At 61.5% G+C, this 16,765-nt stretch carries 10 protein-coding genes; 5 read left to right on the forward strand and 5 right to left on the reverse strand.

Annotation, left to right across the window (positions count from 1 at the left end; genetic code table 11):
* Positions 1 to 34: 34 nt before the first annotated feature.
* Positions 35 to 1,249 (reverse strand): benzoate/H(+) symporter BenE family transporter, encoded by a 1,215-nt coding sequence (locus tag ACEN83_RS09050; RefSeq protein ID WP_218475083.1) that lies wholly within the window; start codon positions 1,247 to 1,249, stop codon positions 35 to 37.
* Between the two features lie 320 nt (positions 1,250 to 1,569).
* Between ACEN83_RS09050 and ACEN83_RS09055 the strand changes: the two genes are divergently transcribed.
* Entirely contained in the window at positions 1,570 to 2,334 is a 765-nt protein-coding gene (locus ACEN83_RS09055; protein ID WP_008050187.1) for a GntR family transcriptional regulator, read from the forward strand.
* Positions 2,335 to 2,476: 142 nt separating this feature from the next.
* Here the strand turns inward: ACEN83_RS09055 and guaD are convergent, their stop codons facing one another.
* The 4 genes from guaD to xdhA all read right to left on the reverse strand — a co-directional run bounded on the left by guaD (position 2,477) and on the right by xdhA (position 8,610).
* Positions 2,477 to 3,781 carry a guanine deaminase gene (gene guaD / locus ACEN83_RS09060; RefSeq protein ID WP_495580060.1) on the reverse strand — a complete coding sequence of 435 codons (1,305 nt, stop codon included), beginning with the start codon at positions 3,779 to 3,781 and terminating at the stop codon, positions 2,477 to 2,479.
* Positions 3,782 to 3,788: 7 nt separating this feature from the next.
* Entirely contained in the window at positions 3,789 to 4,646 is an 858-nt protein-coding gene (gene xdhC / locus ACEN83_RS09065; RefSeq protein WP_495580061.1) for a xanthine dehydrogenase accessory protein XdhC, read from the reverse strand.
* Between the two features lie 117 nt (positions 4,647 to 4,763).
* Entirely contained in the window at positions 4,764 to 7,163 is a 2,400-nt protein-coding gene (xdhB, locus tag ACEN83_RS09070) for a xanthine dehydrogenase molybdopterin binding subunit (protein WP_258685129.1), read from the reverse strand.
* A complete protein-coding gene (xdhA, locus tag ACEN83_RS09075; RefSeq protein WP_495580062.1) occupies positions 7,156 to 8,610 on the reverse strand; it encodes a xanthine dehydrogenase small subunit in 1,455 nt (484 codons plus the stop codon). The genes xdhB and xdhA overlap by 8 nt, the downstream gene beginning before the upstream one ends.
* 267 nt (positions 8,611 to 8,877) lie before the next feature.
* Between xdhA and ACEN83_RS09080 the strand changes: the two genes are divergently transcribed.
* From ACEN83_RS09080 to ligA, 4 genes are all read left to right on the forward strand, one after another.
* Positions 8,878 to 9,537 (forward strand): GntR family transcriptional regulator, encoded by a 660-nt coding sequence (locus tag ACEN83_RS09080; protein WP_015096020.1) that lies wholly within the window; start codon positions 8,878 to 8,880, stop codon positions 9,535 to 9,537.
* Between the two features lie 2 nt (positions 9,538 to 9,539).
* The gene (smc, locus tag ACEN83_RS09085; protein ID WP_495580063.1) at positions 9,540 to 13,028 is read left to right on the forward strand and encodes a chromosome segregation protein SMC; all 3,489 of its coding nucleotides are present in this window, start codon (positions 9,540 to 9,542) and stop codon (positions 13,026 to 13,028) included.
* 258 nt (positions 13,029 to 13,286) lie between these two features.
* Positions 13,287 to 14,141 carry a cell division protein ZipA gene (gene zipA / locus ACEN83_RS09090; protein ID WP_102673249.1) on the forward strand — a complete coding sequence of 285 codons (855 nt, stop codon included), beginning with the start codon at positions 13,287 to 13,289 and terminating at the stop codon, positions 14,139 to 14,141.
* 243 nt (positions 14,142 to 14,384) lie between these two features.
* Complete coding sequence (gene ligA, locus ACEN83_RS09095) at positions 14,385 to 16,742, forward strand: NAD-dependent DNA ligase LigA (RefSeq protein ID WP_495580064.1); 2,358 nt, start codon at positions 14,385 to 14,387, stop codon at positions 16,740 to 16,742.
* Positions 16,743 to 16,765: the final 23 nt, after the last annotated feature.

The raw sequence follows: 16,765 nt of genomic DNA on the forward strand, positions 1-16,765 counted from the left end.
CCTGAGAACACCGCGGGGTGTCAGGCTTCCAGCGTTATCGTTGACGACCATCGCGAGCAGGCTCGCTCCTACAGTTCAGAATCAGCAGCGTCACCACCCCCGCGACAATGCCCCAGAACGCCGAACCGATGGAAAACAGCGTCAGCCCCGAAGCCGTGACCATGAAGGTGATGAGCGCCGCTTCACGTTCCTTCACTTCGCTCATGGCGATGCTCAGGCCGTTGATGATCGAGCCGAACAGCGCCAGCGCGGCAATCGACAGCACCAGCTCCTTGGGCAGTGCGGCAAACAATGCCGCGAGTGTCGCGCCGAACACGCCGGCGATCCCGTAGAAAATCCCGCACCAGACGGCGGCGGTGTAGCGTTTGTTGCGATCTTCATGGGCGTGCGGACCGGTGCAGATCGCCGCGCTGATCGCCGCCAGGTTGATCCCGTGTGAGCCGAAGGGGGCCAGCAGCAAACTGGCGATGCCGGTGGTGGTGATCAGCGGCGAGGCTGGCACGGTGTAGCCATCGGCGCGCAATACGGCGATGCCGGGCATGTTCTGTGAGGTCATGGCGACGACAAACAGCGGGATGCCGATGCTGATGGTCGCCGCCAGGGAGAACTGCGGTGTGGTCCAGACCGGCGTGGCGACCTCCAGGTGGAAACCGCTGAAGTCCAGCAGCCCCATGAAACCTGACAATGCCGTGCCGATCAGCAAGGCGGCCAGCACCGCATAGCGCGGCGACAGGCGCTTGACCAGCAGATAAGTGACGAACATCCCCAGTACCAGGGCCGTGCGGTGTTGTGCGGCGACGAAAATCTCGCTGCCGATCTTGAACAGGATCCCTGCCAGCAGGGCGGCGGCCAGGGAGGCCGGGATTTTTTTCACCAGCCGTTCGAAGCTGCCGGTCAGCCCGCAAATCGTCACCAGCACCGCGCAGGTCATATAGGCACCAATGGCTTCGCCGTAGCTCACGCCGCCCAGGCTGGTGATCAGCAGCGCGGCACCGGGGGTCGACCAGGCAATGGTGATCGGCGTGCGATAACGCAGGGACAGGCCGATGGAGCACACCGCCATGCCGATGGAGATCGCCCAGATCCACGAAGAAATCTGCCCGCTGCTCAAGCCCGCCGCTTGCCCGGCCTGGAACATAAGCACCAGGGAGCTGGTGTAGCCGGTCATCATGGCGATGAATCCGGCGACGATGGCCGAGGGCGAGGTGTCGGCCAGCGGGCGGATTTGCGTGTGGGTGGCGTCGTTCATGACGGGGCCTTCTACTCATGAAGATGTGCCCTGTAGGAGCTGCCGAAGGCTGCGATCTTTTGATCTTGAAAAATCAAAAGATCGCAGCCTTCGGCAGCTCCTACAGGAATCGTGTTTAGGCAGCGGAATCTGCGTTAAAGCCTAAACTCAAAAGTAATCAGGTGTTGCGATACAGCCGAGGCAACATTCAGCCGTACAGTCGTGTTGCCACCATCCATTGTGTACAATCGCAGTGTTTTTTACGCGATACTTGCCAGCGACCCACTGTGCCGTATTACAGTCACGGTCAATTCGCCGCAGTTCTTCCGACTCGAGTGCCCATGAACGAACAGTTGCAACCCCTAAAGAAACAACCGCGAGCAGGCAAAGCCGGCCGCAGCGGTACCCAGGACGATATTGTCTACGCGCATATCTTCGAGGCCATCCTCGAGCAGCGCCTGGCGCCCGGCACCAAGTTGAGCGAAGAAGCGCTGGGGGAAATTTTCGGGGTCAGCCGCACCATCATTCGCCGCGCCCTGTCGCGCCTGGCCCATGAAGGTGTGGTGTTGTTGCGTCCGAATCGCGGCGCCGTGGTTGCCAGCCCGAGTGTCGAAGAGGCGCGCCAGGTGTTCATGGCCCGGCGTCTGGTCGAGCGCGCGATCACCGAACTGGCGGTGCAGCACGCCACCGCCGAGCAGATCGCCGAATTGCGCCAGATGGTCAACGACGAACGCGACAGCTTCTCCCGTGGCGACCGTGGTGCCGGCATCCGCCTGTCGGGCGAATTCCACCTGAAACTGGCTGAAGCGGCGAAAAACGCCCCGTTGATCAGCTTCCAGCGCAGCCTGGTGTCCCAGACGTCGCTGATCATCGCCCAGTACGAAAGCGGCAACCGCTCCCACTGTTCCTACGACGAGCACACCCAGTTGATCGACGCCATCGAGAAGCGCGACGCTGAACTGGCGGTGAACCTGATGATGCATCACATGGATCACATCGACAGCAAGCTCAACCTCGACGAGGAAAGTGCTTCGGATGACCTGCATGCGGTGTTCTCGCATTTGCTGCAGACCAAGAAGCCGGGTCGATCGACCGCCAAGCTCTGATAGAAAAAGATCGCAGCCTTCGGCAGCTCCTACAAGGGCATGCGTACACCTGTAGGAGCTGCCGAAGGCTGCGATCTTTTTACAGACAATAAAAATCCCCCGTGCTGAAAAGCAACGGGGGATTTTTTATGCCCGGAATACCTTATCGCTGATGCACTAGGTTCCCCGCCGCATACGTCTGCAACACAGTCCGGTCATCCCCCAGCGTCATCAACACAAACAACGTCTCGGCGATGTTGTTGGCCTGCTTCAGGCGATAGCCCAGCAGCGGCGTGGCGTTGTAGTCCAGCACCAGGAAGTCGGCGTCGGTGCCCGGTTGCAGGGTGCCGATCTTGTCTTCCAGGCGCAGCGCACGGGCGCCGCCGAGGGTGGCCAGGTACAGCGACTTGAACGGGCTCAGGCGCGCACCTTGCAGCTGCATCACCTTGTAGGCTTCGTTAAGGGTTTGCAGCAGCGAGAAACTGGTGCCACCGCCGACATCGGTGCCGATGCCGACATTGAGCTTATGCTTCTCGGCCATCGGCAGGTTGAACAGGCCGCTGCCGAGGAAGAAGTTCGAGGTCGGGCAGAACGAGATGGCCGAACCGGTTTCTGCCAGGCGCGCGCACTCGTCATCGCACAGGTGCACACCGTGGGCGAACACCGAGCGCTCGCCGAGCAACTGGTAGTGGTCGTAGACGTCCAGGTAGCCTTTGCGCTCGGGGAACAGCGCCTTGACCCACTCGATTTCCTTGAGGTTTTCGCTGATGTGGGTCTGCATGTACAGATCCGGGTATTCGGTCAGCAACTGGCCGGCCAGGGTCAGCTGTTCCGGGGTGCTGGTCGGTGCGAAGCGTGGGGTGACGGCGTAGTGCAGGCGACCCTTGCCGTGCCAGCGCTCGATCAGCGCCTTGCTGTCGACGTAGCTGGATTCGGCGGTATCGGTCAGGTAGTCCGGGGCGTTGCGGTCCATCATCACCTTGCCGGCGATCATCCGCAGGTCGAGCTGCTCGGCCGCTTCGAAGAACGAGTTCACCGATTGCGGGTGCACGCTGCCGAACACCAGCGCGGTGGTGGTGCCGTTGCGCAGCAGTTCCTTGATGAAAATGTCCGCGACCTGATCGGCGTGGCCCTTGTCGGCGAACTGGCTTTCGCAGGGGAAGGTGTAGGTGTTGAGCCAGTCCAGCAATTGCTCGCCATAGGCGCCGACCATGCCGGTTTGCGGCAGGTGGATGTGGGTGTCGATGAAGCCGGGGGTGATCAGCGCATCCTGATAGTGGGTGATCTCGATATCCGCCGGCAGGGTCGGCAGCAATTCGCTGGCGTGGCCCAGGGCGCTGATCTGGCCGTTATCCACAACCAGCAAGCCGTCTTCGAAATACTCGTAGGAGGCTTCGATACCGACTTCGGCAGGGTCGGCGATGCTGTGCAGGATGGCGGCGCGGTAAGCTTTGCGAGTCAGAGGCATGAGATTCTCAGTTCGAGGCTTTCAAGTTTGCGGTTTGGCTGCGGCGTGACGCGGGCAGCAGTTTGGCAATCGGTTCGGCGCTGGAGGTCTGCTGGCCGAAGTTCGCGTTATAGGTGGCGATGATTTCGCCGGCGATGGAGATGGCGATTTCCACAGGCAACTTGCCTTTGACTTCGCCGATGCCCATCGGGCAGCGCATGCGTTGCACGACGCTGTTGTCGAAACCGCGGTCGCGCAGGCGATGTTCGAACTTCACCCGTTTGGTCTTCGAACCGATCAGGCCGAAGTAGGCGAAGTCGTTGCGCTTGAGGATCGCGGCGGTCAGTTCGAGGTCGAGCTGGTGGTTGTGGGTCATCACGATGCAATAGCTGCCGGCGGGCAAATCATCGATTTCATCCACCGGTTCTTCGCTGACGATCTTGCGCACGCCGTGGGGGATCTGTTCGGGGAATTCATCTTCCCGCGAGTCGATCCAGCGCACCCGGCAAGGCAGGCTGGCCAGCAGCGGCACCAGGGCGCGGCCGACGTGGCCAGCACCGAACACGGCGATCTGCGCCTGCACCTGGCCCATCGGTTCGAACAACAGAACGGTGGCACCGCCACAGCACTGGCCGAGGCTGGCGCCGAGGCTGAAACGCTCCAGATGGGTGTCCTGCTTGCCGCTGACCAGCATCTCGCGGGCGATCTTCATGGCCTTGTATTCCAGGTGCCCGCCACCAATGGTGTCGAAGGCCTGGTTCGCGCTGATGACCATCTTCGAGCCGGCATTGCGCGGCGTAGAGCCGAGCTCTTCGATGATGGTTACCAGAACGCAGGGTTCACCCCGGTTTTGCAGGTCGGCGAGGGCGTCGATCCAGTTGTACATGTTTCACCTCAACATCTCTGTTGTCAGTTCGGGCCTCTTCGCGAGCAAGCCCGCTCCCACATTTGGAATGCATTTCAATGTGGGAGCGGGCTTGCTCGCGAAGGCCGCACCTCGGTCTTAGAGCGAAGCCAACTCGGTTTCAGCCTCGACAGCCTTGGCCGCCTTCAACTGGCGCATCTGCTCACAGCCCCACAACACCCGCTCTGGAGTCGCCGGTGCGTCGATCTTCGGTTGATGTTTGTAATCACCCAGGCTCGCCACGGCGTCCTTGATCGCACACCACGAGGCGATGCCGAGCATGAACGGCGGCTCGCCCACAGCCTTGGAATGGAACACCGTGTCTTCCGGGTTCTTGCGGTTTTCCACCAGCTTCACCCGCAGGTCCAGCGGCATGTCCGCCACGGCCGGGATCTTGTAGCTGGCCGGGCCGTTGGTCATCAGCTTGCCTTTGTTGTTCCACACCAGCTCTTCCATGGTCAGCCAGCCCATGCCCTGGATGAAACCGCCCTCGACCTGACCGATGTCGATGGCCGGGTTCAGCGAGGCGCCGACGTCGTGGAGGATGTCGGTGCGCAGCATCTTGTATTCGCCGGTCAGGGTGTCGACCAGCACTTCGCAGCAGGCCGCGCCAAAGGCGAAGTAGTAGAACGGCCGGCCACGGGCCTGACTGCGGTCGTAGTAGATTTTCGGGGTCTTGTAGAAGCCGGTGCTCGACAGCGAGACCTGGGCGAAATACGCCTGCTGGATCAACGCTTCGAACGTCAGGATGTGATCGCGGACCCGCACGTGGCCGTTGTGGAACTCCACGTCTTCTTCGCTGACCTTGTACTGGCGCGCGGCAAATTCCACCAGGCGCTGCTTGATGGTTTCGGCAGCGTTCTGCGCAGCCTTGCCGTTCAGGTCGGCACCGCTGGACGCGGCGGTCGGCGAGGTGTTCGGCACCTTGTCGGTGTTGGTCGCGGTGATCTGCACGCGGTCCATTTCCACCTGGAACACTTCGGCCACGACCTGCGCGACCTTGGTGTTCAGGCCCTGGCCCATTTCGGTGCCACCGTGGTTCAGGTGGATGCTGCCGTCGGTGTAGACGTGCACCAGGGCACCGGCCTGGTTGAGGAAGCTGGCGGTGAAGGAAATACCGAATTTCACCGGGGTCAGCGCCAGGCCTTTTTTCAGGATCGGACTGTTGGCGTTGTAGCGACGGATCGCTTCGCGGCGCTCGGCGTACTGACTGCTTTCTTCCAGTTCGGCGGTCATCTCCTCGAGCATGTTGTGCTCGACGGTCTGGTAGTAGTGAGTGACGTTGCGCTCGGTCTTGCCGTAGTAGTTGGCCTTGCGCACGGCCAAAGGATCCAGGGCCAGATGGCGGGAGATGGCGTCCATCACTTCTTCGATGGCGACCATGCCTTGCGGGCCGCCGAAGCCACGGTAAGCGGTGTTCGAGGCGGTGTTGGTCTTGCAGCGGTGACCGTTGATGGTCGCATCGCCCAGGTAATACGAGTTGTCCGAGTGGAACATTGCGCGGTCGACGATCGACGCCGACAGGTCAGGCGAGCAACCGCAGTTGCCGGCCAGTTCCAGGTTGATGCCGTGCAGGCGACCGGTGCTGTCGAAGCCGACGTCGTACTCGACATAGAAGGGGTGACGCTTGCCGGTCATCAGCATGTCTTCGACCCGTGGCAGGCGCATCTTGGTCGGCTGGCCGGTGAGGTGGGCGATCACCGCGCACAGGCACGCGGGGCTCGCCGCCTGGGTTTCCTTGCCGCCGAAACCGCCGCCCATGCGGCGCATGTCGACGACGATCTTGTTCATCGACACGTCCAGGACTTCGGCCACCAGTTTCTGCACTTCGGTGGGGTTCTGCGTGGAGCAGTAGACGATCATGCCGCCGTCTTCGGTCGGCATCACCGAAGAGATCTGGGTTTCCAGGTAGAAGTGCTCCTGGCCGCCGATGTGCAGGGTGCCCTGGATGCGGTGCTCGGCAGTGGCCAGCGCCGTGGCCGAATCGCCGCGCTTGTGGGTGTGGCTGTCGAGTACGAAGTGGCGCTTGCGCAGGGCTTCGACCACGTCCAGCACAGGCTCAAGGTCCTCGTATTCGATGATCGCAGCCATGGCCGCCTTGCGCGCGGTTTCCAGGTCTTTCGCCGCGACGGCGACCACTGGCTGACCGACGAACTGCACGGTGTCGATGGCCAGCAGCGGATCGCCCGGCAACAACGGACCGATGTCCTTCAGGCCCGGCACGTCTTCGTGGGTGATGGCGATGCGCACGCCTTCGAAGGCGTAGCAGGGCGAGGTGTCGATGCTGATGATGCGGGCGTGGGCACGGTCCGACATGCGCGCATAAACGTGCAACTGGTTGGGGAATTCCAGGCGATCGTCGATGTACTGCGCTTCACCGGCCACATGCTTGGCGGCGCTGTCGTGCTTGACGCTGCGGCCGACACCGGTGGTCAGGTCCTTGGCGAACAGTTCAGCCAGTTCGGCTTGGGTCTTCTCTACGGCGTGATGATTAGACATAAGCGGTCACCCGGGTCTCGATGTGCGGTGTTTGCAGTTCGATGAAGTATTTGCGCAGCAGGTTCTGCGCGCTGAGCAGGCGATATTCCTTGCTGGCGCGGAAGTCCGAGAGCGGTGTGAAGTCTTCGCCCAGGGCCGCGCAGGCGCGTTCAACGGTGGCGTTATTGAATGGCGAGCCGAGCAACGCGGCTTCGCAGGCGGCAGCACGTTTCGGGATCGCGGCCATGCCGCCGAAGGCGACACGGGCCTCGGCGACCACGCCGTTTTCCAGGCGAATGTTGAAGGCCGCGCAAACTGCCGAAATGTCATCGTCCAGGCGCTTGGAGACCTTGTAGGCGCGGAACAGTTTTTCGACGCTGGCGCGCGGCACGATGATCTTCTCGATGAACTCGCTTTCCTGGCGCGCCGTGACGCGGTAATCGATGAAGTAATCTTCCAGCGCCAGGGTGCGGCGGGTTTCACCTTTGCACAGGACGATTTGCGCGCCGAGGGCGATCAGCAGGGGCGGCGAATCGCCAATCGGCGAGGCGTTGCCGATGTTGCCGCCGAGGGTGCCCTGGTTGCGGATCTGCAGGGACGCGAAGCGGTGCAGCAATTCACCGAAGTCCGGGTACTCGGCGTTCAACGCTTCGTAGCAATCGGAAAGGGCGGTGGCGGCACCGATTTCCAGGCGATCTTCAAAGCGGTCGATGCGTTTCATCTCGGCGACGTTGCCAACGTAGATCATCACCGGCAGGGTGCGGTGGAATTGCGTGACTTCCAGCGCCAGGTCGGTGCCGCCGGCCAGCAGGCGGGCCTGTGGATAAGCGTCGTAGAGGTCGGCCAGGTCGGCCACGGTCAGCGGCACCAGGCAGCGTTTGTCGCCGCTGTTGAGTTCGCCGATATCGGTCGGGGCAATGGCTTTCAGGCGCGCGATGGTGTCGGCCTCGCGGGCGTCGAACTGGTCCGGCTGCTTGCCGCAGCAGGACTGCTCGGCGGCTTCCAGGATCGGCCGGTAACCGGTGCAGCGGCAGAGATTGCCGGCCAGTGCTTCGTGGGCCTTGGCATGATCCGGTGCATCGCTGTTCTTTTGCAGGGCAAACAGCGACATCACGAAGCCGGGGGTGCAGAAGCCGCATTGCGAGCCGTGGCACTCGACCATGGCTTTTTGCACGCTGTGCAGTTCACCCTTGTGCTTGAGGTCTTCAACGCTGATCAGTTGTTTGCCGTGCAGGGACGATACGAAGGTCAGGCATGAGTTGAGGCTGCGATAGCGAATGTGTTCGCGGCCGTCGTCATCGGTCTGCAATTCGCCGACGACCACGGTGCAGGCGCCGCAGTCACCGCTGGCGCAGCCTTCTTTGGTGCCGGGTTTGCCCACATGGTCGCGCAGATAATTGAGCACGGTCAGGTTCGGGTCCAGGGCGTGCTCGCTACGGAGTTCCTGGTTTAGTAAAAACTGGATCACGGAAGGCCTCGCAGACTCATTATTGTTGTTAACCGATAGGAACCGAATTTAGCAGGTCTGACTTTTCGGTCAATGATTTTCTGACTTAAAGGTCAGGAAATTGCATTTTGTCGATTAACCACCTGTTCCTTAATTATTGTCGTTGGTTCGATAGCCTGCTTTTTTGCTTGAATCGTGCCAAAAACCTCCGGGCGGGCACTCCGCCCTGACGCAGCAATTGCGCTACACTGCGCCGCTTGTACAGATCAAAGAGTTTGAAGGACAACCATGACGTTCAAGGCGCCGGACAGCCTCGCCGAGCAAATCGCTCACCACCTCGCCGAACGCATCATTCGCGGCGAAATGAAGCCCGGGGAGCGCATCCAGGAACAGAAGGTCACGCTGGCCCTCAATGTCAGCCGCGGTTCGGTCCGCGAGGCCTTGCTGATCCTCGAGCGTCGCCACCTGATCGCGATCCTGCCGCGACGTGGCGCCCACGTCACCGAGCTCACGCCGCACAAGGTGCAGAGCCTGTGCACGCTGATGAGCGAGATGTACATCCTGCTGGCCAACGCCGTGGCCAGCGGCTGGAAAGTCCAGGCCGACCTGGCGCCGTTCGTGCAGATCCAGCAGCGCCTGACTGCCAGCTACGAGCGCCAGGACATCCACACCTTCGTCGACGACAGTTTCAACGTGATGCGCGCCACGTACGGGTTTGCCAACAACCCGTACCTGCAGGAAACTGTCGAGAATCTGCAGCCGGCCATGAGCCGTGCCTATTTCCTTGCCCTGGATCAGCGCAAGGCGTCGATGAGCGAATACCTGGAACTGTTCGAACGCCTGCTCGCGGCCGTGATCGCCCGTGACTTTGCGCAGATCCGCACCGTGCTGACCGCGTATGGCCAGCGCAGTTGCGATCTGGTGATCTCCGCCCTGACGGACGCCTGAGCGTGCGGCTCAAGTGCATCAAGCTGGCGGGGTTCAAATCCTTCGTCGATCCGACCACGGTGAACTTCCCCAGCAACATGGCGGCGGTGGTCGGGCCCAATGGCTGCGGCAAATCGAACATCATCGACGCCGTTCGCTGGGTAATGGGTGAGAGTTCGGCGAAGAACCTCCGTGGCGAGTCGATGACCGACGTCATCTTCAACGGCTCCACCAGCCGCAAGCCGGTGAGCCAGGCGAGCATCGAACTGGTGTTCGATAACTCCGACGGCACCCTGCTCGGCGAATACGCCGCCTACGCGGAAATTTCCATTCGCCGCAAAGTGACGCGCGACAGCCAGACCACCTATTACCTCAACGGCACCAAGTGCCGGCGTCGTGACATCACCGACATCTTCCTCGGCACCGGCCTTGGCCCGCGCAGCTACTCGATCATCGAGCAGGGGATGATCTCCAAGCTGATCGAGTCCAAGCCCGAAGACCTGCGCAACTTCATCGAAGAAGCGGCGGGCATCTCCAAGTACAAGGAGCGCCGGCGCGAAACCGAAAACCGCATCCGTCGTACCCACGAGAACCTGGAGCGCCTGACCGACCTGCGCGAAGAGTTGACGCGTCAGCTCGAGCGCTTGCATCGCCAGGCCGAGGCCGCCAAGAAGTACCAGGAATACAAGGGCGAGGAGCGTCAACTCAAGGCGCAACTGTCGGCCCTGCGCTGGCAGGCGTTGAACGATCAGGTCGGCCAGCGTGAAGCGATCATCGGCAACCAGGAGGTTTCCTTCGAAGCCCTGGTGGCCGAACAGCGCAATGCCGACGCGAGCATCGAGCGCCTGCGTGACGGGCACCACGACCTGTCGGAGCGCTTCAATCTGGTGCAAGGGCGCTTCTACTCGGTCGGCGGTGACATTGCCCGGGTCGAGCAGAGCATCCAGCATGGCCAGCAACGCTTGCGGCAATTGCAGGACGACCTGAAGGAAGCCGAGCGCGCGCGCCTCGAAACCGAGTCCCACCTCGGCCATGACCGCACGCTGCTGCTGACCCTGGGCGAAGAGCTGGACATGCTGACCCCGGAACAGGAAGTCGCCAGCGCCGCCGCCGAAGAGGCCGCCGCCGCGCTGGAAGAGTCCGAAACCACCATGCATGGCTGGCAGGAGCAGTGGGATACGTTCAACCTCACCGCCGCCGAACCGCGCCGTCAGGCCGAAGTGCAGCAATCGCGGATCCAGCAGCTGGAAACCAGCCTGGAGCGCCTGGCCGATCGCCAGAAGCGCCTGGGCGAAGAGCGCGCCTTGCTCTCGGCTGACCCGGAAGACGCGGCGATCATGGAGCTCAGCGAGCAGCTCGCCGAGTCCGAGGCGACCCTCGAAGATTTGCAGACCAGTGAAGAGGCCCAGGTCGAAAAGCTCGAGCAACTGCGCCAGCAATTACAGCAAACGCTGACGGCGCAGCAACAGGCCCAGGGCGATTTGCAGCGGCTCAACGGTCGACTGGCTTCGCTCGAAGCCTTGCAGCAAGCCGCGCTCGATCCGGGCACCGGCACCGCTGAATGGCTGCGTGAACAGAATCTTGCGAATCGCCCGCGCCTGGCCGAAGGCCTGAAGGTTGAGGCCGGTTGGGAGCTGGCGGTGGAAACCGTGCTCGGCGCTGACCTGCAGGCGGTGCTGGTGGATGATTTCAACGATTTCGATCTGTCGGGTTTTGCCCAGGGCGACTTGCGCTTGCTCAGCCCGGCCGGCGATGGCGTACGGGTGCCGGGCAGCCTGCTGGACAAGGTCGAGGCGCAGATCGATCTGTCGCCATGGCTGGGGCAGGTCAAGCCGGTCGACAGCCTTGAGCAGGCCTTGGCCTTGCACGGGCAATTGGCGGCCGGGCAGAGCCTGATCAGCCGTGACGGCTACTGGGTCGGTCGGCATTTCCTGCGCGTGCGTCGGGCCAGTGAAGCGGAAAGCGGCGTGCTCGCCCGTGGCCAGGAAATCCAGCAACTGGGCCTTGAGCGCGAAGAGCGCGAAGCCGCAGTCGAAACCCTGGAAACCCAACTGCAGAATCTCAGGGCGCAGCAGCGCCAGCAGGAAAACGGCCGCGAGCATTTGCGTCGTTTGCTGCAAGACGAAGCCCGCCAGCAAGGTGAATTGAAAGCCCAGTTGTCGGCCGGCAAGGCCAAGGCCGAGCAATTGACCCTGCGCCGCACTCGCCTCGACGAAGAGCTCACCGAACTGGATGAGCAACGCGCACTGGAGCACGAAAACATCGGTGAAGCGCGCCTGCAACTGCAGGAAGCCCTCGACAGCATGGCGCAGGACACCGAGCAGCGCGAGTTGTTGTTGGCCCAGCGCGACAGTTTGCGCGAGCGCCTGGATCGGGTGCGGCAGGAAGCGCGGCAACACAAGGATCATGCCCATCAGTTGGCGGTGCGTCTGGGTTCGCTCAAGGCGCAGCACGATTCGACTCGCCAGGCGCTGGAGCGTCTGGAGATGCAGTCCGAGCGCCTGACCGAAAAGCGCGAACAGCTGAGCCTCAATCTGGAGGAGGGTGAAGCCCCCCTGGAAGAACTGCGCCTGAAACTCGAGGAGTTGCTCGACAAGCGCATGACCGTCGACGAAGAACTCAAGACCGCGCAGATCGCCCTCGAAGACGCCGACCGCGAATTGCGCGACGCCGAGAAGCGCCGCAGCCAGGCCGAACAGCAATCCCAGTTGATTCGCAGCCAGCTCGAAACCCAGCGCATGGAATGGCAAGCCCTGACCGTGCGCCGCAAGACTTTGCAGGACCAGTTGCTGGAAGACGGCTACGATCTTCACGGCGTACTCGCGACATTGACCGCCGAGGCCAGCGAGAAGGAGGCCGAGGAAGAACTCGAGCGCATCGCTGCGCGAATTCAGCGTCTGGGTGCGATCAACCTGGCGGCCATTGATGAGTACCAGCAACAATCGGAGCGTAAACGGTATCTGGATGCCCAGGACGCCGATCTGGTGGAAGCGCTTGAAACCCTTGAGAACGTGATTCGCAAGATCGACAAGGAAACCCGCAACCGCTTCAAGGATACCTTTGATCAGATCAATGGCGGTTTACAGGCGCTTTTCCCAAAAGTTTTCGGTGGAGGCCGCGCGTATTTGGAACTGACGGGCGAAGATCTACTCGATACAGGGGTGACAATCATGGCGCAGCCGCCTGGAAAGAAGAACAGCACCATCCATTTGCTCTCCGGTGGCGAAAAAGCCCTGACCGCATTGGCCCTGGTTTTTGCGATCTTCAAGTTGAATCCGGCGCCGTTCTGCATGCTCGATGAAGTTGACGCGCCACTGGATGACGCTAACGTTGGACGCTACGCAAAATTGGTTAAAGAGATGTCGCAATCAGTGCAGTTCATCTATATCACCCACAACAAGATCGCCATGGAAATGGCCGATCAACTGATGGGGGTGACGATGCACGAGCCCGGTTGTTCACGTCTGGTGGCAGTGGATGTCGAGGAGGCGATGGCGATGGTGGATGCCTGAGTCGTGGTTGCAGGAAGGCGTGTTTATGGGTTGTAGGACTCTTTTCCTCGCTTCGACTTGCTGGCCAATCGACATATTCGCGCTAGCCAAGGTGGTAGACGGTGTAAAGTTGCCTTTGGTCGTGCTAGTTTAATGTCAATTTTTCGTATACGTGGGCAAAACGCCTGTCAGAACATAGAGTTGGCGCCACGTTTTAAAGCGGTTTACAGGTTGTAAACCCCTTATTTTTCAGCATTTTTTATAGAGGCACGGGATTACATGGAAATCGGTCTGCGCGAGTGGCTGATCGTCATCGGCATTATTGTCATTGCCGGTATTCTTTTTGATGGCTGGCGCCGTATGCGCGGCGGCAAGGGAAAACTGAAGTTCCGTCTTGACCGAAGTCTGTCCAACCTGCCGGACGAGGACAGCAGCGCCGAGCTGCTGGGCCCGCCGCGCGTGCTGGACACGCATAAAGAGCCGCAACTGGACGAGCAGGACCTGCCGTCGGTGAGCATGCCGGCCCGCGAGCCTCGTGAATCGGGGTCCAAGCGCGGCAAACGTGGCCACAGCGAGCCTTCCCAGGGTGACATGAACCTCAGTCTGGATCTGGATGGCGGCCCGAGCTTCAGTAGCCGCGACGACGATTTCCCGGATGACACCAAGTCCTCGCCAGCGCACGGCGAAAAAGATCAGCCGCAAGCTGAAGAAGTGCTGGTGATCAGCGTGATCTGCCGCGACGCTGCCGGCTTCAAGGGCCCGGCGCTGTTGCAGAACATTCTGGAAAGCGGCCTGCGTTTCGGCGAGATGGATATTTTCCACCGTCACGAAAGCATGGCGGGCAACGGCGAGGTGCTGTTCTCCATGGCCAACGCCGTCAAGCCGGGCGTATTCGACCTGGACGACATCGACCACTTCAGCACCCCGGCGGTGAGCTTCTTCCTGGGTCTGCCAGGCCCTCGCCATCCGAAGCAAGCCTTCGACGTGATGGTGGCGGCGGCGCGCAAATTGTCCCAGGAGCTCAACGGCGAACTGAAGGACGACCAGCGCAGCGTACTGACTGCCCAGACGATCGAGCACTACCGTCAGCGCATCGTCGAATTCGAACGCCGCGCCCTGACCCAGAAGCGCTAAATCAAACGGAGCTCTCTATGTCAGGAGAGCTTTTGTGGCGAGGGGGCTTGCCCCCGTTGGGCTGCGAAGCGGCCCCAAAACCAGCCAACCCGTTGTGTCAGATAAAATACGAACACTGGATCTACGACTGCTTCGCAGCCGAACGGGGGCAAGCCCCCTCGCCACAAAGTGCAAGCCATCAGGCTATCGTGATTAGAAGATTGAGCAGCCTCGGCTGCTCTTTTGCTTTATGAGAGAACACCCATGACCGCCGCCAAGAACCGTATTTTAGAGCTGCGCGCTGAGCTGGATCAGCACAACTATCGCTATCACGTGCTCGACGAGCCGAGCATTCCGGACGCCGAATACGACCGCTTGTTCAACGAGCTCAAGGCGCTGGAAGCGGCCAATCCCGAGTTGATCACCAGCGACTCGCCCACCCAGCGAGTGGGCAGCGCGGCGCTGTCGGCGTTTACCCAGGTGCGTCACGAAGTGCCGATGCTCAGCCTCGGCAACGCCTTCGAAGAAACCGACATGCGTGAGTTCGACCGCCGGGTGACCGAGGGCCTGGATTTGCCGGCGGGCGACCTGTTCGGTGGCGGCGCAACAGTCGAATACAGCTGTGAGCCCAAGCTCGACGGCCTGGCCGTCAGCCTGTTGTACCAGGACGGCGTTCTGGTGCGCGGCGCCACCCGCGGCGATGGTACGACAGGCGAAGACATCAGCGTCAACGTACGCACCGTGCGCAACATTCCGCTCAAGCTGCACGGTACTGGCTGGCCGGCGACCCTGGAAGTGCGCGGCGAAGTGTTCATGTCCAAAGCCGGTTTCGAACGGCTCAACGCCACGCAACTGGAAGTCGGCGGCAAGACTTTCGCCAACCCGCGCAATGCGGCGGCGGGCAGTTTGCGCCAGCTGGATTCGAAGATCACCGCCAATCGTCCACTGGAATTCTGCTGCTACGGCATCGGCCAGGTGTCGGCGGACATTGCCGATACGCATATCGGCAATTTGCAGCAACTCAAGGCCTGGGGCATGCCGATCAGCCACGAGCTGAAACTGGCGCAGGGTATCGCCGAGTGCCTGGATTACTACCGCGACATCGGTGAGCGGCGCAACGCACTGCCCTATGAAATCGATGGCGTGGTGTTCAAGGTCAACAGCATCGCCTCCCAACGCGAACTTGGTTTTCGCGCCCGTGAGCCGCGTTGGGCCATCGCCCACAAATTCCCGGCGATGGAAGAGCTCACCGAACTGCTCGATGTGGAATTCCAGGTCGGCCGCACCGGTGCGGTGACGCCGGTGGCGCGCCTGAAACCGGTGAAGGTCGCAGGCGTCACGGTGGCCAACGCCACGCTGCACAACATGGATGAAGTCGCGCGCCTGGGCCTGATGATCGGCGACACGGTGATCATTCGCCGCGCCGGTGACGTGATTCCGCAAGTGGTGCAGGTGGTCATGGAGCGTCGTCCGGAAAACGCCCGGCCGGTGCAGATCCCGGAGAAATGCCCGGTGTGTGGCTCCCATGTCGAGCGCACGCAACTGATCAAGCGCAGCAAGGGCCGCGAGACGGTCAGCGAAGGCGCGGTGTACCGCTGCGTCGGTCGCCTGGCCTGTGGCGCGCAACTCAAGCAGGCCATCATTCACTTCGTTTCCCGTCGTGCCATGGACATCGAAGGCCTGGGCGAGAAGAGCGTCGAGCAACTGGTCGATGAAGGCCTGGTGAGTTCGCCGGCCGATCTGTACGCCCTGACGTTCGAGCAGATCGTCGATCTGGAAGGCTTTGCCGAACTGTCGAGCAAGAACCTGCTCGGCGCCATCGAAGACAGCAAGAAACCGGGGTTGGCGCGGTTCATCTACGCCCTCGGGATTCCCGATGTCGGCGAAGAGACGGCCAAGGTGCTGGCCCGCTCCCTGGGGTCGCTGGAGCGGGTGCAGCAGGCTTTGCCGCAGGTGCTGACGTACTTGCCGGATGTCGGGCTGGAAGTCGCGCACGAGATCCACAGCTTCTTTGAAGACGCACATAACCAGCAGGTGATCGCTGATTTGCTCAGGCATGGCCTGCAGATTCAGGATCAGGGCGAGTTGGCTGCCGAGTTTGCCGCGAGTACGACATTGGGCGGTTTCCTCGACAAGCTGCATATTCCATCGGTCGGTCCGGGCGGGGCGCAGAAACTGGCGGACAAGTTCGGCTCGCTGCAGGCGGTGATCGGTGCTGACTGGCTGGATATGCGTCAGGCTCTGCCGGAGAAACAGGCCAATTCGGTGCGCGAGTTCTTCGCGCTTGAGGAGAATCGCCAATTGGCCGAGGCGGCCGAGAAGCAACTGGTCGATTTCGGCATGCACTGGCAGAGCGAGAAGAAGGTCGTCGAAGGCTTGCCGCTGGCCGGGCAGACCTGGGTGCTGACCGGTTCGCTGGAGCTGATGAGCCGCGATGTGGCCAAGGACAAGCTCGAAAGCCTGGGGGCCAAGGTCGCCGGCTCCGTGTCGGCCAAGACCCATTGCGTGGTCGCAGGGCCGGGCGCCGGTTCGAAGTTGACCAAGGCCAATGAGCTGGGGTTGAAGGTGCTGGATGAAGAAGCTTTTGTGGTATTCCTGAAAGAGCACGGCGTCCCGATCTGAGTAAAAGATCGCAGCCTTCGGCA

The sequence above is a fragment of the Pseudomonas sp. Pseusp49 genome (assembly GCF_059491875.1).